13 protein-coding genes are annotated in these 20,159 nt (G+C 65.2%); 8 read left to right on the top strand and 5 right to left on the bottom strand.

Translation table 11 applies throughout. The annotated features are described in order from the left end of the window. Nucleotide 1: 1 nt before the first annotated feature. On the bottom strand, nt 2–919 hold the full coding sequence (locus P9239_RS04300; RefSeq protein ID WP_309749245.1) for a LysR substrate-binding domain-containing protein: 918 nt from the start codon (nt 917–919) through the stop codon (nt 2–4). Nucleotides 920–1,033: 114 nt separating this feature from the next. Here P9239_RS04300 and P9239_RS04295 point away from each other — a divergent pair, with 114 nt between their 5' ends. From P9239_RS04295 to P9239_RS04285, 3 genes are all read left to right on the top strand, one after another. After that, the gene (locus P9239_RS04295) at nt 1,034–2,188 is read left to right on the top strand and encodes a methionine aminotransferase (protein ID WP_309749244.1); all 1,155 of its coding nucleotides are present in this window, start codon (nt 1,034–1,036) and stop codon (nt 2,186–2,188) included. A gap of 24 nt (nt 2,189–2,212) precedes the next feature. Further along, nucleotides 2,213–2,995, top strand: coding sequence for an ABC transporter substrate-binding protein (locus P9239_RS04290; RefSeq protein ID WP_309749243.1), 783 nt, complete (start codon nt 2,213–2,215; stop codon nt 2,993–2,995). 104 nt (nt 2,996–3,099) lie between these two features. After that, nucleotides 3,100–4,668 carry a DHA2 family efflux MFS transporter permease subunit gene (locus P9239_RS04285; RefSeq protein WP_309749242.1) on the top strand — a complete coding sequence of 523 codons (1,569 nt, stop codon included), beginning with the start codon at nt 3,100–3,102 and terminating at the stop codon, nt 4,666–4,668. 19 nt (nt 4,669–4,687) lie between these two features. On the opposite strand, the gene P9239_RS04280 is transcribed toward P9239_RS04285, so the two are convergent. From P9239_RS04280 to P9239_RS04270, 3 genes are all read right to left on the bottom strand, one after another. After that, nucleotides 4,688–5,125, bottom strand: a complete 438-nt coding sequence (locus P9239_RS04280) for a DUF29 domain-containing protein (protein WP_309749622.1) — start codon at nt 5,123–5,125, stop codon at nt 4,688–4,690. A gap of 92 nt (nt 5,126–5,217) precedes the next feature. After that, nucleotides 5,218–8,868, bottom strand: a complete 3,651-nt coding sequence (locus tag P9239_RS04275) for a DUF748 domain-containing protein (RefSeq protein ID WP_309749241.1) — start codon at nt 8,866–8,868, stop codon at nt 5,218–5,220. Nucleotides 8,869–9,000: 132 nt separating this feature from the next. Beyond that, nucleotides 9,001–10,467 carry a DUF1214 domain-containing protein gene (locus P9239_RS04270; RefSeq protein WP_309749240.1) on the bottom strand — a complete coding sequence of 489 codons (1,467 nt, stop codon included), beginning with the start codon at nt 10,465–10,467 and terminating at the stop codon, nt 9,001–9,003. A 264-nt stretch (nt 10,468–10,731) separates the two neighbouring features. Here P9239_RS04270 and P9239_RS04265 point away from each other — a divergent pair, with 264 nt between their 5' ends. Then, complete coding sequence (locus P9239_RS04265; RefSeq protein ID WP_309749239.1) at nt 10,732–11,382, top strand: FMN-binding negative transcriptional regulator; 651 nt, start codon at nt 10,732–10,734, stop codon at nt 11,380–11,382. A gap of 94 nt (nt 11,383–11,476) precedes the next feature. Next, nucleotides 11,477–13,759, top strand: a complete 2,283-nt coding sequence (locus P9239_RS04260; protein WP_309749238.1) for a heavy metal translocating P-type ATPase — start codon at nt 11,477–11,479, stop codon at nt 13,757–13,759. Here the strand turns inward: P9239_RS04260 and P9239_RS04255 are convergent. Further along, nucleotides 13,687–14,187, bottom strand: coding sequence for a thioesterase family protein (locus P9239_RS04255; protein WP_309749237.1), 501 nt, complete (start codon nt 14,185–14,187; stop codon nt 13,687–13,689). The genes P9239_RS04260 and P9239_RS04255 overlap by 73 nt on opposite strands. Nucleotides 14,188–14,522: 335 nt before the next feature. On the opposite strand from P9239_RS04255, the gene P9239_RS04250 reads away from it, so the two are divergent. The 3 genes from P9239_RS04250 (at nt 14,523) to purU (ending at nt 20,145) form a co-directional block, all read left to right on the top strand. Further along, complete coding sequence (locus P9239_RS04250) at nt 14,523–17,591, top strand: acetoacetate--CoA ligase (protein WP_309749236.1); 3,069 nt, start codon at nt 14,523–14,525, stop codon at nt 17,589–17,591. Nucleotides 17,592–17,832: 241 nt separating this feature from the next. Further along, on the top strand, nt 17,833–19,152 hold the full coding sequence (locus P9239_RS04245) for a hypothetical protein (RefSeq protein WP_309749235.1): 1,320 nt from the start codon (nt 17,833–17,835) through the stop codon (nt 19,150–19,152). Between the two features lie 117 nt (nt 19,153–19,269). After that, nucleotides 19,270–20,145, top strand: a complete 876-nt coding sequence (purU, locus tag P9239_RS04240; protein ID WP_309749234.1) for a formyltetrahydrofolate deformylase — start codon at nt 19,270–19,272, stop codon at nt 20,143–20,145. Nucleotides 20,146–20,159 lie beyond the last annotated feature (14 nt).

Raw genomic sequence — 20,159 nt, 5'->3', positions numbered from 1 at the left:
CTTACTGGAGACGCAGTTTGTCGCGCGTGGCCGCTGCTTCGCCTTGCAGCCACTGCGCGAACTGCTGCAACGCGGGCGACGGCGCGGGCCGTTCCGGATACACGAGGTAATACGCCGCGCCGCTCGGCACGCGCAGCGAAAACGGCGCGATCACGCGCCTCGCGCGCAGGTCTTCCTCGATCAGCGAGACATCGCCGATGGTCACGCCCAAGCCTTGCATCGCCGACGAAATGGCGAGGTCGAGCGTGTCGAAGTGCTGCGCCTTCGCGGACGGCAAGCCGCTGTAGCCATACGCGCCGAGCCACAGCAGCCAGTCGCGGCGATCGCGCGTCGGATGCAGCAGCGTCTGACCCGCGAGATCGCCTGGCGTGGGCTCCGTCGTGTCGCGCGGCTTCCAGAGTTCGGGCGCGCAGACGGGCGTGAGCACTTCATCGAAAAGATGATGCACCGTCAGTCCCTTGCCCGACGGCTTTGCGTTCGTCGCGCTGAAAACGATGGCCGCGTCGAACTGTTCGGCATTGAACTCGACGCCATGCGACACCGACGCCGTCACCTCCACGACCTGCTCCGGCCGTTCGTTCTGCAGCCGGATCACGCGCGGGAGCACCCAGCGCATCGCGCAGGTCGGACATTTGACCCGCAGCGCGCCGGACGCGCCGCCGCCCTTGGCGAGCGCCTCGTCGATTTGCGCGAACGCCTGTTGCAACGGCGCGATCAGCAGCGCGCCGTGATGCGTGAGCGCGAGCCCGCGCGCCTGCCGCACGAAAAGCGCGTAGCCGAGCTGCGCTTCCAGTCCCGCGATTTGTCGGCTGATTGCGCCCTGCGTCACGTTGAGCGCATTGGCGGCGCGCGTGAAATTGAGCTTCTGGGCGACCACGAGAAAGGTCTTCAGGACGTCGAGCGAGGGCAGCGGTTTCATCGGGTTATGGAATCTAGCCATGAGCGGCGCACATGGCTAGTATGACAAAGTTTCGATTGTCGGCCGATTATTGCCGGGGTTGAATCGACGCACTGTCTTTTGGAGCGAGCCGTCGTGCAAAGCGCCTGCATTCCCGAATCGAAGCTGCCGAAGGTCGGCACCACCATTTTCACCGTGATCGGCCAGCTTGCCGACGAACACCACGCGCTGAACCTGTCGCAAGGTGCGCCTAATTTCGCGTGCGATCCGAGGCTCGTCGAAAGCGTCACGCGAGCCATGCAGGCAGGACATAACCAGTATTCGCCGATGTCCGGCGTGCTCGCGCTGCGCGAAGCGATCGCCATGAAGACGCAAAAGGTCTACGGCGCGCAGTACGATCCCGGCACCGAAGTGACCGTGGTGGCGAGCGCGAGCGAAGGGCTGTATGCGACGATCAGCGCGCTCGTGCATCCCGGCGACGAGGTGATCTACTTCGAGCCGTCGTTCGACAGCTACGCGCCTATCGTGCAGCTTCAGGGCGCAACGCCGATTGCGATCAAGCTGTCGCCCGAAGACTTCAGCATCGACTGGGACGAAGTCGCCGCCGCCATCACGCCGAAGACGCGCATGATCCTCGTCAACACGCCGCACAATCCGACGGGCAGCGCGTTCACGTCCGCCGACATCGAGCGGCTCACGGCGCTCACGCGCGACACGAAGATCGTCGTGCTGTCGGACGAAGTGTACGAGCACGTCGTGTTCGACGGCGCGCCGCATCACGGCATGGCGCGTTATCCGGCGCTCGCCGAACGCAGCGTGATCGTGTCGTCGTTCGGGAAGTCCTATCACGTGACGGGCTGGCGCGTCGGCTATTGCCTGGCGCCCGCCGCCCTTACCGCCGAGATCCGCAAGATTCACCAGTTCATGACGTTTTCCGCCGACACGCCGATGCAGATGGCGTTCGCCGAGGCGCTCGCGGACGAATCGAGCTATCTGAATCTCGGGCCGTTCTATCAGCACAAGCGCGACGTGCTCGCCCGTGCGCTCGCCGGCTCGCGTTTCGAATTGCTGCCGAGCGCGGGAAGCTTCTTCATGCTGGCACGCTACAGCGCCATATCGGACGCGCCCGACAGCGACTTCGTGCTGCGGCTGATTCGCGAGGCGCGCGTCGCGACCATTCCGCTGTCCGCGTTCTACGCGGACGGCACCGACAATCGCCTGATTCGCCTGTCGTTCGCGAAGGACGACGATACGCTCATCGAAGGCGCGCGCCGCCTTTGCCAGATTTAGCCCTTTGATCTCCTGGAGACCACGATGAAGAAGAATCACCTCGCCGCCGCGCTTTTCGTCGCGTGCTCGTTCGCGAGCGGCGCGGCGCTTGCCGCCGACACGCTGCGCTTCGGCCTCGAAGCACAATATCCGCCGTTCGAATCGAAATCGGCGACGGGCGAGTTGCAAGGGCTCGATATCGACGTCGGCAACGCAGTCTGTGCCGCCGCGAAAATGGAGTGCAAGTGGGTTGAAACGTCGTTCGACGGCCTGATTCCTGCGCTGCAGGGCCGCAAGTTCGACGCGATCAATTCCGCGATGAACGCGACCGAGCAGCGCCGACAGGCAATCGACTTCACGACGGTCGTGTATCGCGTGCCGACGCAACTCATCGCGAAGACGGGCAGCGGGATCGAGCCGACGGCGGCGGCGCTGAAGGGAAAGAGCGTCGGCGTGCTGCAAGGCTCGATTCAGGAGACTTTCGCCAAGGCGCACTGGGAAAACGAAGGCGTCAAGGTCGTGCCGTATCAGGACCAGAATCAGGTCTATGCGGACCTGAAATCCGGCCGTCTCGACGCGACGCTCGTGCTTGCGCCCGCCGGACAGAGCGGCTTCCTGTCGAAGCCGGATGGCGAAGGATTCTCGTTCGCGGGCGCGCCGGTGCGCGACGACAAGATTCTCGGCAGCGGCATCGCGTATGGCGTCCGCAAGGGTGACGGTGCGCTGAAGGCGAAGCTCGATGCCGCCATCGCGAAGGTGAAAGCGGACGGCACCATCGACAAGTATGCGAAGAAGTATCTCGGCAATATCGACATTTCAGCGAAGTAAGCTGCGGACGGCGGCTCTGCAGCTTTTTTGAAGCGCAGGCACACTGGCGGATTCGTTGACATCCGGCCGCGACCTGAACGTCGCGGCGCTTCGCCGGGAGATGCATGAGCACGCCGCCGCAAACCAACGCCGCACCCCCTCCGCCGCCGCTCAAGGGCGGCCAGCTCGTGCTCGCCACCTTCGCGGTGGCGCTCGCGACCTTCATGAACGTGCTGGATTCGTCGATCGCCAACGTCGCGATTCCGACGATCTCCGGGAACCTCGGCGTGTCGGTCAACGAGGGCACGTGGGTCATCACCGTGTTCGCGGCGTCGAACGCGGTTTCGATCCCGCTGACCGGCTGGCTCACGCAACGGCTCGGGCAGATCCGGCTTTTCGTCGGCGCCATTCTGATGTTCGTGCTGTCCTCGTGGCTGTGCGGACTCGCGCCGAATCTGCCGGTGCTGCTGATTGCCCGCGTACTGCAAGGCGCGGTGGCCGGGCCGCTGATTCCGCTTTCGCAGGCCATTCTGCTCGGCTCATATCCGAAAGAGAAAGCGTCGATGGCGCTCTCGCTCTGGGCGATGACCGCGACGGTCGGCCCGATTGCCGGCCCGGCGCTCGGCGGCTGGATCACCGACAGCTATTCGTGGTCGTGGATCTTCTATATCAACATACCGGTCGGCATCTTCGCGGCGGGCGTGACGTGGGTCATCTACCGCACGCGTGAATCGCCGACACGCAAAGCGCCCATCGACGTGATCGGGCTCGCGCTGCTCGTCGCGTGGGTGGCGTCGCTGCAGATCATGCTCGACAAGGGACGCGACCTCGACTGGTTCTCGTCGCCGGTGATCGTGGTGCTGGCGATCGTCGCGGTTATCTCGTTCGCGTTCTTCGTCGTATGGGAACTGACGGAGGCGAATCCGGTAGTCGATTTGCGGCTCTTCACCGGGCGCAATTTCTTCGGCGGCACGGTGGCGATTTCGGTGGCGTATGGCGTGTTCTTCGGCAACCTCGTGCTTTTGCCGCAGTGGATGCAGCAATACCTCAACTACCGTTCCGTCGATGCCGGCCTCGTCACTGCGCCGCTCGGCGTGTTCGCCGTGATACTCGCGCCGATCATGGGCAAGATCCTGCCGCGCAGCGACGCCCGCGTGATCGCGACAATGGCGTTCATCGGCTTCGCGTTCGTGTTCTGGCTGCGCTCGAAGTACGTGATCGAGATCGACACGTTCCATCTCGTGCTGCCGACGCTGCTTCAGGGCATTCCAATGGCGATGTTCTTCGTGCCGCTGACAGCCATCGTGCTGTCGGGCCTGCCGCCTTCGAAGATTCCGGCGGCAGCTGGCCTATCGAACTTCGCGCGGGTGTTTTGCGGCGCGGTGGGGACGTCGCTCGCGGGGAATGCATGGGACGACCGCATCGCGCTGCATCACGAGCGGCTGACCGAGCAGGCGAATGCCTTCAACCCGACGTTTTGGCAGTCGCTCGGCGCGTCGCAATCGACGCTCGATATCAGCGAAGCGCAGGCGCGCGGCATGTTCAACTTCACCGTCAACTCGCAAGCCGCGATGATGGGCCTCAACGATATCTTCCTGATCTCGGCGGTGATCTTCATTCTGATCATTCCGCTGATATGGATCACGAAGGTGGCGAAGGGCGGCGGCGGTGGAGCGGCGGCGGGGGCGCATTGACGCGAGGTCGCGCGTGCGCTCACTCGGGATAGAACTCCGGATCGAGGACTTGCGTCATCGGCCAGGGGCAGGTTTCGGGAAAGGCGGCCACGCCGATCCCCGTCTCGTTCGCTGCCTGCTGGCGGGCATCGCCCCACATATCGCTGATCCAGTCTTGATCAGAAAGCATGGGTTTCATGCTCGGCGTCTTATTGAGACGCCGCTCGATCGCCATGCGCTGGATGCGCAGCGTGGTTCGCCAGCTCGCTCCGCGTCGCTCCGGCTGGACTTGCCACTTCAACAAATGCGCCAGCAACACCGACATCCTGCTCGCTAATTCCCGTTGCTCGCTCTTGCCCACGTCCTCGATTTCCTCTGCGATATGCTCGATATCGATGGCCGTGAGCTTTCCTGCACGCAACAGCGCGGCCTGTTCCCTGGCCCACGCGACGACGTCCTGCTCGTAAGGCGTTCCCATCGGCTGACTCCCGTTTTCTTCCGAATCTCCGGTTTCGCTCATCCTAATTCGCCCTCCGCTGTTCTTCGAGATCGTCCGTTCGGCTAACGCTGCTACTTCAGGCCCAAATCCACGCGGCTTCCAGCGCCTTTATCGTCGATGCCCTCGGCGGTCAGTTTCGGCGCAACCACGAAAATCCGGCTGCTGTCGATCTTGCCGTCGAAATACTCCTTCACCGCCTGCGCGCGCCGCTGAGCGAGATCGCGCAACGACGCCTCGTCGACGGGCGCGTTCTCTAGCAGCGCGGCCTTCATATCGGCGTCCGGCAAGCTCTTGGTCAGGCCGATCATATTGCGCGGCTTCTTGAAATCCGCGGACTTGTAGACCTTCGTCAGATACTTGTCGTAGTCGTCGCCGGACACCTTAACGTTCGCCCAGTCGACGTTCTCGCCGTTGCCCGACATGTCGCGCACCTTCGCGCGCTTGACCTGAGCGTCGAGCCACGCGCTGCGCAAGCCCGGCTCGTCCACCTTGGGATCGACGCGCCCCGTCACGTCCAGCCGGATCGACGGCTTGTCCGCGAGCGCCTTCGCGACCGTGTCGAGCTTCTTTTGCGCGGCATCGGTGAGCGTGGCCGATCCGGCGTCGAATTCGACGTAGTTCAGCTCTTCGCCGCTGCCGCCGAACGCGTGCGCCAGCAGCGAGAAAGGCGCGGTGACGGCCTTCTGCACGAGGTTGAGGATGGCCTGCCAAACGAGTCCGCCGACCGAAAACTCCGGATTCGACAGCGATCCGGAAATCGGAATGTTCACGTCGATTTCGCCGCGCGAATTCTTGAGCAGCGATACGGCGAGCCGCACCGGCAGCTTCGTCGCGCTCGGATTGTCCACGTGATCGCCGAACGTCAGCTGATCGATGAAAAGATGATTGTTCGCCGTCAGCTTGTCGTCGGCGAGCATGTAGTGCAGATCGACGTTCAGCTTGCCCTTCGTGATCGGGTAGCCCGCGTATTTCGCGGAATAAGGCGTGAGGTTGGTCAATTCGACGTCGTGCGCGCTTGCGGTCAGATCGAGCGCGGGTTTCGCGATCAGCGGATTCACCTGCCCCTTGATCGACACCGGCCCGTTTGCCGCCAGCTTCGCGGTGACATCCACGGGCGCGGGCGTCGTCGAATGCGTGCCGAACGCGCCAATGGTCCCGTTGATCGCGACGAGATTCGCCGTGTAGTTCGGCTTGATGAAGTTGTCGGTGTAGGTGACGCGGCCGTTCTGCAGCACGAGCTGCCCAAAGCGCATGTTCAGCGGCGGCCCCGATTTCGCTGTCTCGCCAGGCGCGCTCGCGGCAACAGGCGCGGACGCGGCCGGTTGAGTGACCGATTGCGCGGGCGCGTTGTCGCTCGCGACGACGTTCTTCAGATTCAGCTTGCCCTGCGCGTCCAGCAACACGCGCCCGTAGAAATTGGCGAACGTAACGCGCGCCGCCTCAACGTCGGTGCCGCGCTCACGGTAGCTCGCCTTCAGATCCGTGAGGCCGAGCAGCTTCCAGCCGGCGAAGCGGTCCGAGGTCGCCTTGTCGATCATGCGCACGTCCGTGAGCGACGCGTCGCCCTTGTAGGTCGCCGCGAGCGTCTTGCCGCTGCCCGACAGCGTCACGTCGCCGTTCGCGTTGAGCGATGCGCTCGCCACTTCCACGTTGAGCTTGTCGCCGAAGTACGGCTCGAAAGCGGAGGCATCGACCTGATCGCCCTTCACGTGCAGCGCGAGCTTGAGCGGACTGACGGTGACATTGCCGTTCACGCCGAGCGCGCCGCGACCGTTGAGCGCGAGCTTGCCGTCCACGGCGAGTGACTTCGTGAGGTCGTCGCTGAACTGCCTGACGTTGACCGACAGCGGCGCGACGGTCAGCTTCACGGGCCGCGCGGGCGTCTCGTCGATGAACGTAGCGGATGCGCCGTCCAGCCCGATCTGCCCGATCTGATAACGCCACGCCGGACCAGCCTGCTGCGCCTTCTGGACCTTGCGCGTCGCGGTCTGCTCCGGCGCGGCCTCGTGCGGGCCGGCGAGCGCGGCCAGATCGATGCTGCCGTCTTTCCGGCGCGTCGCCGCAAGCGCAAGGCCGCTCACCTGCACGCTATCGAGCGCGGCGGTGCGCGCGGCGACATCCACCTTGCCGATCTTCGCGACCGCCGAGCCGAGCTTGATCGGCGTCGCGCCCGCGGCGTTCGACGGCAGTAGCGTGAGTCCGGCGAGCGCGACATCGCCCGCGCCGACCTGCACGCCGGCATCCGGCTTCGACCAGTCGACCGACACCGGCAGATTCGCGCTCACCGTGCCCGCGACGACGCGCGCCGCGATCAGATTCGCGATGTACGGTTGCAGCGGCGGCAGCGCCAGCGCGTCGAGCGCGATCTTCGCGTCTGCCGTGTGCGCGGTAAGCGTGACGTTGCCCGAGGCGCCGAGCGTGCCGCCCTTGTCCGACGCGGTCTTGAGCGTGTAGCGCGCGGGCGTTTTCCCGAGCGTGGAGAAACCGTCGAGCGTGACGGCGAGGTCCGTCAACGCGGCTTCAACGTGCTGCTTCAACAGATCGTCGGCATACGCGAGGCGCCCGCCGTCGATGGCGAGGTGGCGGATCGCGAGATCCAGCGGCGGCGACTTGTTGTCGTCCGGCTTGCCGGTCTCAGGCTTCGAAGGCGACGCGAGCTTGGTCACGTTGAAGACGCCGGACGCATCGCGCGTGAGATGCGCGTCCGGCCCGGACAGCGTGATTTCGTCGAAGTGATAGACGCTGCGCAGCGGCTCCATATTCGCGATCTTCACGTGCAGCGCCCGCGCGGCGATGAGCGGCGCGTTCGCGCGGTCGGTCACGGCGGCGTCGGCGAGATCGGCGGTGCCGTCGATGCGAATGGTCGGCACGTCGCCCGAAATAGCGAAACGCACGTTGAGGTCGGTCGAAAGCCGCCCGCTTTTAACGGCCACCGGCAGCGAAGCGGGCGCATACGACGCCATGTGCGGCACGTCGAGGCCGTCGAGCGTCAGCGCAATCTCGGATTCGCGCGACTGCGCGAACGGCTTGGTGCGGCCTTTCAGCACGAGCGGCGAGCCGTCGATGCGCGCCTGCAAGAGCGGCGTCACGAAAATGTCCGTGGCGGACGGCAGTGTCGCGATGAACGGAACGCCGAGCGCGAACCGGTCGATGATGTGCTTCGTTTTCGTCAGCCGGTCATCGAAGTCGATGCGTCCGTTTTCGATCCGGATATTCGACACCGAGAACCGCGCGGGTTTGTCCGAAGGCGGCGACGCGGGCTTCGAGAATTTCGCGATCAAATCCGAGAAATTGAAATGCTCGGCGTCGTAACGGACGATGCTGACGCGCGGCGAGTCGATCTTCAGTTCATCGACGACGGGCGCGAGCCGGAAGAGCGACGCCCACGACGCCCGCACGACGAGCCGCGAGACATCGACGAAGCCCGGCGCGCTCGCCGCGTGGCCGGGCGCTTCGCCGATATGCACGTCGTCGGCTTCGAGATCGAGCGTATAGGGATTGAGCGCGATGCGCCGGATGCTGACCGGCCGGTCGAGCTGTCGGGCGAGCTGCTGTTCGGCGACGTGCCGGATGACCGGCGGCGCGACGAAGAAACTCAGCACGCCGATAACCAGCAGCGCGACGATGAATCCGATTGCGATGCGCCGCGTCCGGCGCGCGTGGACCACGCCGCGCAAAGTTTGCCCGGCCGTGGAAAACGTTGACTTCGTGGTGCTCGACATTCGATGCGCGGCGACGCGATGCGCGCATCGGCGCGGCGCGATCTCGCCGTCTCGGGAGGGGGATGCCCGAGTATACGACGACGCGCCGCACGAACGTTGTCAAAACTCTTGTGAACTCGCGCGTGACGGCGCTTAGTGCCGCTCAACGGGCGGCGGCGCCCACGAACCGTCGCTCGCCTGCGGCCTGGGCGCATAGAGGCGCATCGTCAGCTGGAACTCGCCTGCGGGCGCGGGCAGCCAGTTCGACGCACGCGCTTTGCCCGGCGAGTCCGACGACACAATGACGTCGATGGAACCGTCGCGATTCTTCTTGAGGCGATCGCGATCGGAAATCGAGAGGCGCGGCACTTTGGCGTCGGCGAGCGCGCCGTCTTTCGTATAGGCCGTGAGCGTCCAGAAACCGCGCACGGGCGGAAGCTGGTTCGGGGCGAAGTGCAGCACGTACGCATTCGCGCCGTTGAGCGCGTGGCCGTCGCTATCGGCCAAAGCCACCGGCTTCGCTTCGCCGTCTTTCGTGCTCGTCGCCGGTTGCCGGCGCGCGAGATAGGCGCGCAGCGTGTAGTCCGTCCCGTAATTGCCGACGCCATCGCCGAACCACGTCCAGCCGTTCTTCGTGATCGCGTTGGGCGGGACGGTCGAGAGCCGCTCGCGCGCCTCCGCGATGCCCGCGTCGAGCACCGGCGCGTCCGTCGTCTTGAACTGCACCGGCTCGCCGGGCTTCACACCGATCGCGGCGAGACGGCTCATCGCGGGCGTGTCGGCGGTGGCGGGCGGATTGTCGTCGAGCGACCGGGCAAGACGCGCGAAGAAGGCGCTCGCGTCGAGCGATTCGGCCTGCGCACCGGGCGATGCCGTCAACGGCGCGGCGGGCAGCGGCGGCACGGCCGGCTGCTGGCCGCTGCTGCCGCCGGGCCACGCGCCGGTAACGGCGGGCGTCGCATCGGCGACGGAACCTTTCGCGGGTGCGAGCGGCTCGATGTGCATCGCGGTTTGCAGCTTGCGCGCCTCGCGCACATCGCGCGTACCGTTCACACGCACGCGCACCGATAGCCACACGTAGCGCGTGCGGCATTCGACGCGCGTCGCGTCCGCAGGCAGCGTGCCGGTCCAGCCCGCCGGGACGAACGCGATCAGCTGCATCTTCGGATACGGCGTCGTGTCGGCGCTGGAATAAAGCGCGTTGGTCCACGCGTCGAAGGCCCGGGCATCCAGATAGCGCCCGCGCGGCGCGGCAGGCAGCGAGACGACGACGGGATCGGCGGAGACATCGAGCCATGCGGTCGAATCCAGCGTATCGACGCTTGCCCAGCCCGCCGCGCCGACAGGCGGCAGCGCGCTCGCGTGCCGGAACGTGTTGAGCGGCGCGCGGCCGGACTGCGCCGCATTGCCGCTCGCCCGCTCGCGAGCGATGTCCGAGGCGACGAGCGGAAAGCCGAACGTGTAGGCATCCGCCACCTGGTCCTTCACCCAGCCCGTGCTGGCTTTGGCTTCGGGCGGCTTGGTCGCCGCGCAACCGGCAAGAAGGCCGGCTCCGGCAAGGCTCGCGCTCAAACAAAAAGCGGCATTGAGCGGGAAGGTCCAGCGTCGTTGTAGGTTCATTCGAATGGGAGTCCGGTTCTTGTCTGGCATGGGTTGACGCATCTTCCGGCGCGCAAACCGATGCTGCCGCCTTCACGTGTGCGCCTTTGTTGCGGGCGCGGAAACTATCTCGAAATTCGGGTTTTAACGTATCCGCTGATGATAGGCAAGAAGCCGCTGCCAAAACCGCCATAAGGCGCTGAAGATTGAAGCAAACCGCATGCGCCGGCATCGCGTAACATCGGATTCTTGCCGTTCGTCATTCCACCGTCATAGAGCGAACCGATGTATCTGCCCGCCCACTTCGAAGAAAACCGCGCCGATGTTCTTCACGCGCTGATTGCCGCAAATCCGTTCGGCGCGCTAGTCACGCACGGCCCCAGCGGGCTGGACGCAAACCACATTCCCTTCGAGTTCGACCCGTCGGCAAGCGCGCACGGCATCCTGCGCGCGCACGTCGCGCGGGCTAATCCGGTCTGGAAAGAAGTCGCGGCGGGCGAAAACGTGCTCGTCATCTTTCAGGGCGACGCCGGGTATATCTCGCCGAATTTCTATCCCAGCAAGCAGGACACGCATCGTCAGGTGCCGACGTGGAATTACGTCGTCGTGCATGCGCACGGTCGCATCACCGTGCGCGACGACGAAGCCTACGTGCGCGGCGTCGTCGCCCGGCTCACGCGCAAGATGGAAGCGGCCGAGCCCGCGCCGTGGAAGATGGGCGACGCGCCGCGCGATTACATCGATCAGATGCTGGGCGCGATCGTCGGCATCGAGATCGAGGTGACGCGTCTTGTCGGCAAGGCGAAGCTCTCGCAGAACAAGGCCGATGCCGACCGCCTAGGCGCGGTCGAGGGCTTGCGCCAGCGCGGCGGCGACGCGGCGCACGCGCTCGCCGATGCCATGCGCGCCACCATGAACCCTCCGTCGCGCGGCTAAAAAGCTGCGCTTGACCTTCCAGTCATTGGAAGGTCGATACTGGACGTATTCGAACGGAAATTGCCTCCGTTCAGCCAGACCCGGAGCGTTTCATATGTCATCGGCTACAACCCAATCGGAGCGGACCGCCGAATTCTCGGTTGGCGGCATGACGTGCGCGTCCTGCGTGGCGCGCGTCGAAAAGATGCTCAAGCGCGTGCCGGGCGTCGATACCGTCGCCGTCAATCTCGCGACCGAGCGTGCGACGGTTCACGCAAGCGATGCCGTCACCGACGACCAGCTCGTCGCCGCGATCACGAAAGCGGGCTACGAAGCAACGCGCATCGTGCCCGAAGCGCCGCCCGCCGCCGCGCGCTCACAGGACCGCGAACTGGCGGCGGTCATCGGAAGCGCGGTGCTCTCGCTGCCGCTGCTCGCGCCCATGTTCGGCCTCGCGCTCTCGCCGTGGCTGCAACTGGCGCTGGCGAGCGTGGTGCAGTTCGGCTTCGGATGGCGCTTCTACGTAGGCGGCTATCGTGCCGTGCGCGCGCTCTCGGGCAACATGGACCTGCTCGTCGCGCTCGGGACGTCGGCGGCGTGGGGCGTCTCGGTCTATCAGATGGTCGCGCACGGCAGCGGCCACGCGCATTTGTACTTCGAGGCGTCGGCGGTGGTCATCACGCTGGTGCGCTTCGGCAAATGGCTGGAGTCCCGTGCGAAACGACAGACGACCGACGCGATCCGCGCGCTCAACGCGCTGCGCCCCGACAAGGCGCGCATCCGCGATGCCGCTGATCCGTCGCGTGAACGCGAAATCGCGCTGGCGGAAGTGCGGATCGGCGATATCGCCATCGTGCGGCCGGGCGAACGCGTGCCGGTGGACGGCATCGTGCGCGAGGGCCGCACGCATATCGACGAATCGCTGATTACCGGCGAAAGCCTGCCGGTCGCGAAGGAACCGGGCGCGCGCGCGACGGGCGGTTCGATCAACGGCGAAGGCGTGATCGCCATCGAAACGACCGCCGTCGGTGCGGAGACGACGCTCGCGCGCATCATACGGCTCGTGGAATCGGCGCAGGCGGAGAAGGCGCCGATTCAGCGGCTCGTGGATCGCGTGTCGGCGGTGTTCGTGCCCGCGATTCTCGGCATCGCGCTCGTCACGCTGGCCGGCTGGCTGCTGCACGGCGCGAGCGGCGAGACGGCGCTGCTCAATGCGGTCGCGGTGCTCGTGATCGCGTGCCCGTGCGCGCTCGGCCTCGCGACGCCGACCGCGATCATGGCCGGAACAGGCGTGGCGGCGCGCCAGGGCATCCTGATCAAGGACGCCGAGGCGCTGGAGCGCGCGCATGGCATCGAAATCGTGGCCTTCGACAAAACCGGCACGCTGACCGTCGGCCGGCCGAGTCTCGTCGCGTTCGACGCCGCGCCGGGGCAGGATCGCGACGAGGCGCTCGCGCTCGCGGCGGCGGTGCAGCGCATGAGCGAGCATCCGCTGGCCAATGCGGTGGTCGCCGCTGCGGGCGATGCCAACGCGACGCGGCGCTTCGAAGCGAGTGCGGTGCGCGCGGTCGCGGGACGCGGCGTGCAAGCGGATATCGCGATGGCGGAGCACGCGGGCGCGCCGCGACGCATCGCCATCGGCAGCGGGCGCTGGCTCGAAGAACTGCGCGCGACCGTGCCCGAACCGCTCGCCGAGCGCGCCCGTCAACTCGAAACGCAAGGCAACACGATCTCCTGGCTGATCGCGCCGGATAGCGGCACGGTGTTCGCGCTGCTCGCGTTCGGCGACACGGTTAAGCCGACCGCCCGCGCCGCCATCGACCGTCTTTCGCGCATGGGCGTGCAAAGCGCGCTCGTCACCGGCGACAACGCGGGCAGCGCGCACGCCGTCGCGCGGGCGCTCGGCATCGCGCCGGAACGGGTGGTCGCGAACACGCTGCCCGGCGACAAGGCGCAGGTCGTCGCGCAACTGAAGGCATCGGCGAATGGCATCGTGGCGATGGCCGGCGACGGCATCAACGACGCGCCCGCGCTCGCCGCCGCCGACATCGGCATTGCGATGGCGAGCGGCACGGATGTCGCCATCGAAGCCGCTGGCATCACGCTGATGCGCGGCGATCCGGCGCTCGTGGCCGATGCCATCGACATCTCGCGGCGCACGTATCGCAAGATCCGTCAGAACCTGTTCTGGGCGTTCGTCTATAACCTGATCGGCATTCCGCTCGCGGCGCTCGGAATGCTGGACCCGATGTTCGCGGGCGCGGCGATGGCGTTCTCGAGCGTGAGCGTCGTGACGAACGCACTGCTTTTGAGAACGTGGCGGGCTCAGGCCGGATCGGCGGGCGCGGACGCGGTTCGCGCCGGGCGCGACGGCAAGCCGATCACGCGCCCCGCATAGCGCGCGTCCTTCGCCGCGATCGCGGGATGGTCGGCGATGCGCGCGGCAATGTCGTCGTCGAAGGAAGCGGCTTTCGGCGCTCCGCTCGAATCGATGTGCAACAGCATCTGTTCGCAGGCGGATACGGCCTGCGCGGCATCGCCTTCGAACATTTCCAGATAGAGATGCACGCGCTTGCTGTCCCGCGCGATCACGCGCGCGTCGATCCGCACGGCGGCGCCCTCCTTCATCTCGCGCAAATAGCTGATATGCGCTTCCAGCGTGAATAGCGTGCGATGCCGTGCGCGCCGTCCGGCATCGTCGAGGCCGATGCGGTCCATGAACGCATCCGTGGCAAAGCTATAGAGCAGCAGGTAAAACGCATCGCGCAAATGCCCGTTGTAGTCGACCCATTCGGTTCTCACGCAATCGCGATAAACGGTGTTCATTCCCTTTTCTCCTGCCCCGATTGGGGCATCAATTCTTGCAATCGATGCATGACCGCGCGCTATCCAGAAGCATTTTGAAATCCGAAAGGTTTCTCGTTTCTTTCGACGGCATTATCAGCGCCAGTAGAAGCGCACCGCGCACAGTGCGTAAAGGCGGATAAACACGAACGGTCCTTTGTGCGAGGTCGCACATTGCGGCAATTTCGCTCGCGGTACTCTCGTTTGCATACCTGATTCGGCGGCCGAGCGTGGTTCCGGAAAATAAGAGATTTTCGGAGTTCGCCGCGAAGCAAAAAGAGTTCATCACGCAGCGCAGCTCAAAGGTGCGTCGGAACATGCAAGGTCATCATGCTATTCGCGGGCGTGCGAGTACGGGCTCGCGTCCGCCGCTGTTCCAGCCGGACGCAGAGCGCGTATCGCGTTCGCGCATGACTCGTTTCACAGCGGAATTCGAGAAAGCGACCGGCGAGCATTTCGCCGATTACCTCTCTTTGCAATCCTATTGCGCCCGGGAATTCCGCCGCTTTTGGCAATACTTTCTCCTTTCCGCCGAAGGACTCGAATGGTCGGGCGACGCGGACGTCGTGTGCGTCGGCGATCGCTGCGAGACAGCGCATTTCTTTCCGCACGTCGAACTGAATTACGCAGAGAATCTGCTGAATGCGGGCATTGCGCCCGACGACGCACCCGCGCTCACCTCGTGTTTCGCCGATGGCGGCCGCGTCGCGTACACGCGCGGCGAATTGCGCGAACGCGTCATGCAGCTCGCGCAGGCATTGCACGAACTCGGGCTCCGGCCGGGCGACCGCGTCGTCGCCATCATGCGCAACGACGCCGACGCGATCACCACCGCGCTCGCCGTCACCGCGCTCGGCGCAACGCTTTCGACCGCCGCGCCGGAAAACGGCGTGCAGTCGATTGTCGACCGGTTCGCGCCGCTCGCGCCGCGCATGCTGTTCGCGCATACCACCCAGCGTTCCTTCGATACGGCCGGCGCGCTGAGTGCGCATGTCGCGGCGGTCGCAGCCGAACTGCCGTCGCTGACCGACATCGTGTGTCTCGACGAGACGCCGTTGCCGACCGGCATCGGCACGCGTCAGCATCGAGTGAGCGAACTCATCGGCCGAGGCGATCCCGCGCGTTTCACGTGGCAGCGGTTTCCCTTCTCGCATCCGCTTTTCATCATGTTTTCGTCGGGCACGACGGGCAAACCGAAATGCATCGTGCACGGCGCGGGCGGGACGCTCATCGAGCATGTGAAGGAGCACCGGCTGCACAGCGATCTCGGTCCCGGCGACAAGCTCTTCTTCTTCACGAGCTGCTCGTGGATGATGTGGAACTGGCAGTTGTCGGCGCTCGCATCGGGCGTGCAGATCGTGACGTACGACGGCCCCGTCGCGGCGGTGGACACGCTCTGGCGCATCGCGGCGAACGAGCGCGTCACCGTGTTCGGCACGAGCCCCGCGTATCTGAAGATGAGCGAGGACGCCGGTCTGCAACCCGCCGCGCAATTCGACCTGTCGTCCTTACGCGCGATGATGTCCACGGGCGCGGTCCTCTTCGACTCGCAGTTTCACTGGGTGGACCGGCACGTGAAGCCGTTGCAGTTGCAGTCGATATCGGGCGGCACGGATATTCTCGGCTGCTTCGTGCTGGGCAATCCGAACCTGCCCGTGTACGCGGGCGAGGCGCAGTGCAAGAGCCTCGGCCTCGACGTGCAGGCGTTCGACCACGGCGCACCCACGGCCATGCCCGGCGAGCTCGTCTGCACGAATCCGTTTCCGTCGCGGCCGCTCGGCTTTTTCGGCGACGACGCAGGCGCGCGCTTTCACGCCGCGTACTTCTCGCAGAACGAAGGCGTCTGGACACACGGCGATGTCATCGAATTCGCGCCGGAAGGCTCCGCGCGTCTGCACGGGCGCAGCGACGGCGTGCTGAACGTGCGCGGCATCAACGTGAGTCCGGGCGAGATTTATCGCATCCTGAGCGACATTCCCGAGATCTGTCAGGCGATGGCTGTCGCGCAAACCGGCGAGCGCGCCGGCGAGAGCGGCCAGCGCATCGTGCTGCTGCTCGTGCTGCGGCCCGGCGTGCGACTGAATGCGGCGCTCGCCGTGCGCGTGCGCCGTGAGATCATGCGGCAAGGCTCGGCCGCGCTCGTGCCCGACGTGATCGTGCAGGTCGACGGCCTGCCGGTCACGCACAACGGCAAGCCGTCCGAAGCCGCCGCCCGCGACGCGGTCAACGGTCTGCCCGCGCGCAACGTGGCGTCGCTCGCGAATCCCGGCTGTCTCGACGGCATCCGCGAACATCCGATGCTCGCGCGCCAGACTCGCGAACTGCCCGCGCCGGACGAATCGGTGGAGAGCGTCGAAGCGTACTTGTGCGCGCTGTGGGAGCAATATTTCAACTTCGCGCCGATCGGCCGCGACGACAACTTCTTCGAACTCGGCGGACACTCGCTGCTCGCTGCCCGAATGCTCGCCGACATCCGGCGCACGACCCGTCGCACCTTGCCGATCGCTACTTTGATCGTCGCGCCAACGATTGCGCGGCTCACCGCCGCAATCGTTTCCGACCAAAGCGACAGCGTCGCGAACTCGACGCTCGTGCAAATGCGCGCCGGCCGCGGCAGGCCGCTGTTCATGGTCCACAGCATCACGGGATCGGTCATGGAATGCCTCACGCTCGCAGGCACGCTGCAAAGCGAGCGGCCGGTCTATGGCCTTCAGGCGCAAGGGCTCGACGGCGATGAACCGCCGCAGCGCAGCGTCGAGGACATGGCGCGCGCTTACGTGCTGCGGATGCGCGGCGTGCAGCCGACGGGGCCGTATGCGCTCGTCGGCTATTCGTTCGGCGGACTGGTCGCGTTCGAAATCGCGCAGCAACTCGTAGCGGCGGGCGAGAAGATCGAAATGCTCTGTCTGCTCGATACCTACGTGCACGAGCGCTGCCTGCCGCTTTCCGCGTGGGCGCGGTATCAGGCGGCCATGCTCGCGTATCGCATCCGCGAATTTCGTTCGCTCGACCGCCGCGAGCGCATGGGCTATGTGCGCGGCAAGGCGTTCGCGCTCACGGACCGCTTCCGGATGCGTCTTGGGAAGACGGCGCAGCGGCCCGGCCCTGAAACGCGCGGCCTGCCGCCGCCGATGAGGCTCGTGCGCGAATCCATGCGCGTGGCAATGACGACCTACAAGCCGCGCCGCTATCTCGGCGGCCCTATCGTGTACGTGCGGGCGTCGATCATGCAGGACGATCGCGGCGATCCGCTGCCGGTCTGGCAGCGCGTCGCAAAGCAGGGCCTGCGCATCATGCAGGTGGAAGGACGCCACAACGATCTCGTCGTGGAGCCGCATCTCGCGACCATCGCGCTCGCGCTCGCACAGCTGTTGTCGAACATCTGAAGCGCCGATGCGGTTCGCGCCAGCGCAACAGGCTCCGCGACGATTTGCAGACACGTGCCGCGCGGCGCTTCGGCCAATCCCCTTCGCGCCGTCCACCGCCGCCTCCCTCGTTCCCGGCGCGTCCATCGAAATCGTTCGATTTCAGACACGCCCGATTCCGCTACGAACGCACCGTCCCCATACTTCGAAAAACTGTAAAAAACCGCAACCAAGCAACATCCGCATTGTTCCCGTACGACCTATGACTACCCGCTGCCTGAGCTTTCTACGCGTCGATGCACCCGCAGTGCTCGCGAACCACAAGCACTATTGCGCCCAACTCGGCTACGAACACGAAGCCATATCGATGATCGGGCTCGAAGCCAAAGCGCAACGCCTGCTGCTGAAATACGAAACGGTGCTGCATCATCTGCGGCAGATGCCCGAACATGCGCTGCTCGTCTGCTTCAGCGAAGACTGCCTCGTGCTCAACATGCATCCGGTCGAACCGATGGCCGACGGCCGTCAGCACCTTCTGCCCGCGCTCGGCGGCAACACCGGCAAAGAACAGACGGCAGTTCAGGTCTGGCGCAATACGCAGCCCATTCGCGATTTCATCGTTCATTGCATCGAGCAATGCAAGATTTGCGGCAGCACCGACGATGAAATCCAGCTCCTCTCCCCGCTCGACTACATCGAGCCGCACGGCGAGCGCGGCGGCATCATGTGCGCCATGTTCTGCAATCCGCGCTTCGAACCGGTATGGGCGAAGCAAGCTAATTTGTGGACCATCGTCATGTCCGAACAGGAGATGTACGGGTTCATCCATCCGTCGTTTCGCAACGCGCTCGCCGAGCACATCAACGACTGTCAGCAGAAAGGCGCGCGTCTGCTCGACTTTTCGCGGCACGCGGCATACACGAGCGCCGAGCCCTTCAGCGTCTTCAATCCCGGCCGGCCCATTGCGCTGGTGACGTATTACACGCCGAACGTGCGCAACTACGGCGCAATCGCGGAGCAGAACATGCGGCGCTATTGCGAGCGTCACGGCTACACGCTCTACGTCTATCGCGACACGCCCGCCGACGCCGATCCCGGCAGCACCGGCACGTGGCTCAAGCCGTGGTTTCTGCGCAAGCATCTGCCGCAACACAAATGGATGATCTGGATCGATGCGGACATCCTCTTCGTCAATCAGAAGAAGCCGCTCGAACCGCTGCTCGCCAATCGAGACATTCTCGCCGCGCACGACATTGGTCCGTGGGTCATCAACGCGGGCGTGCTCGGCTTCAGGCGCACGGCTGAGAACGCGGCTTTCGTCGAAGAAATCTATCGCCACGTGAGCGCCGCGCCCGACAAATCCAGCACCTACGCGAACGGCGGCGACCAGACGATCATCGCCAATTTGCTGCGCGAGCGCCTCGGCTGGACGCTGCACAGCGGCCATGACTGCATGAGCCTCAACACGCCTTGGTATTTCCAGCAGCCGTCGAGCTTGATGGTGCACTTCGTCGCCATTCAATCGCCGATGCGCGCCATGCTGATGTCCGCGCAGGAACGCGTGAGCCTGCAAGCGGGCTGACGCTTTCGTACCAGTGCGACGGCGCACCGCTTCTATCGCGTGCGCCGTTCCGTTTGCTCTACTAGCGAGACGCTCGCCCCATTCCGGGCGACGCATTCTTTCGAACGTGGAGCACGCATGTCACCGCAATCCCGCCTCAATCAGCTGGTGCTCACCGTCGCGTGTCCGAGCGCAGCGGGCCAGGTGGCCGCAATCGTCGGCTTTCTGGAACACCATCACGGCTATATCGACGAACTCAGCGTCTTCGACGACGACCTGAGCGAACGCTTCTTCGTGCGCTGCGTCTTCCATGCCGCGCGCCGGGACGACACGCTCGACCTCGCCATGCTGCAACGCGAATTCGCGCCGATTGCCGCGCGCTTCTCGATGATGTGGGCCATGCACGATCTCGCCGTGCGTCCGAAGGTGCTCATCATGGTGTCCAAGCTCGAGCACTGTCTCGCGGACCTTTTGTTCCGCTGGCGCATGGGCGAACTGAAGATGGATATCGCGGGCATTGCGTCGAATCATACGGATCTCGCGCCGCTCGCCTCGCAGCACGGGCTGCCGTTTCATCATCTGCCGATCACGGCGGACACCAAACCACAGCAGGAAGCGCGCGTGCTCGATCTCTTCGAGACGTCAGGCGCGGAGTTGCTGATTCTCGCGCGCTACATGCAGATTCTTTCCGGCGAAACAAGCCGCAAGCTCGCGGGCCGCGCCATCAACATTCATCATTCGTTTCTGCCCGGCTTCAAGGGCGCGAAGCCGTACCATCAGGCCCATGCGCGCGGCGTGAAGCTGATCGGCGCGACCGCGCACTTCGTCACCGACGATCTGGACGAAGGCCCGATCATCGAGCAGGAAGTGGAGCGCGTCGACCATTCCTACAGCCCGGAGCGTCTGCTCGCGACCGGGCGCGATGTCGAATGCATCACGCTCGCGCGTGCGGTGAAGGCGTTCGTTGAGCGACGCGTGTTCATCAACGGCGAGCGCACCGTCGTGCTGCGCTAATGGCCTGAAACGCA

It is taken from the genome of Caballeronia sp. LZ062 (assembly GCF_031450785.1).
GTDB lineage: Bacteria > Pseudomonadota > Gammaproteobacteria > Burkholderiales > Burkholderiaceae > Caballeronia.
The sequence above is the reverse complement of the archived record's forward strand: the minus strand, read 5'-3'. Positions and strand labels throughout refer to the sequence as shown.

What these genes read in the sequence shown, in the direction of transcription:
- P9239_RS04300 (WP_309749245.1), bottom strand. Translation starts at nt 919, where the DNA reads ATGAAACCGCTGCCCTCGCTCGACGTCCTGAAGACCTTTCTCGTGGTC.
- P9239_RS04290 (WP_309749243.1), top strand. Translation starts at nt 2,213, where the DNA reads ATGAAGAAGAATCACCTCGCCGCCGCGCTTTTCGTCGCGTGCTCGTTC.
- P9239_RS04285 (WP_309749242.1), top strand. Translation starts at nt 3,100, where the DNA reads ATGAGCACGCCGCCGCAAACCAACGCCGCACCCCCTCCGCCGCCGCTC.
- P9239_RS04280 (WP_309749622.1), bottom strand. Translation starts at nt 5,125, where the DNA reads ATGGGAACGCCTTACGAGCAGGACGTCGTCGCGTGGGCCAGGGAACAG.
- P9239_RS04275 (WP_309749241.1), bottom strand. Translation starts at nt 8,868, where the DNA reads ATGTCGAGCACCACGAAGTCAACGTTTTCCACGGCCGGGCAAACTTTG.
- P9239_RS04270 (WP_309749240.1), bottom strand. Translation starts at nt 10,467, where the DNA reads ATGAACCTACAACGACGCTGGACCTTCCCGCTCAATGCCGCTTTTTGT.
- P9239_RS04265 (WP_309749239.1), top strand. Translation starts at nt 10,732, where the DNA reads ATGTATCTGCCCGCCCACTTCGAAGAAAACCGCGCCGATGTTCTTCAC.
- P9239_RS04260 (WP_309749238.1), top strand. Translation starts at nt 11,477, where the DNA reads ATGTCATCGGCTACAACCCAATCGGAGCGGACCGCCGAATTCTCGGTT.
- P9239_RS04255 (WP_309749237.1), bottom strand. Translation starts at nt 14,187, where the DNA reads ATGAACACCGTTTATCGCGATTGCGTGAGAACCGAATGGGTCGACTAC.
- P9239_RS04250 (WP_309749236.1), top strand. Translation starts at nt 14,523, where the DNA reads ATGCAAGGTCATCATGCTATTCGCGGGCGTGCGAGTACGGGCTCGCGT.
- P9239_RS04245 (WP_309749235.1), top strand. Translation starts at nt 17,833, where the DNA reads ATGACTACCCGCTGCCTGAGCTTTCTACGCGTCGATGCACCCGCAGTG.
- purU (WP_309749234.1), top strand. Translation starts at nt 19,270, where the DNA reads ATGTCACCGCAATCCCGCCTCAATCAGCTGGTGCTCACCGTCGCGTGT.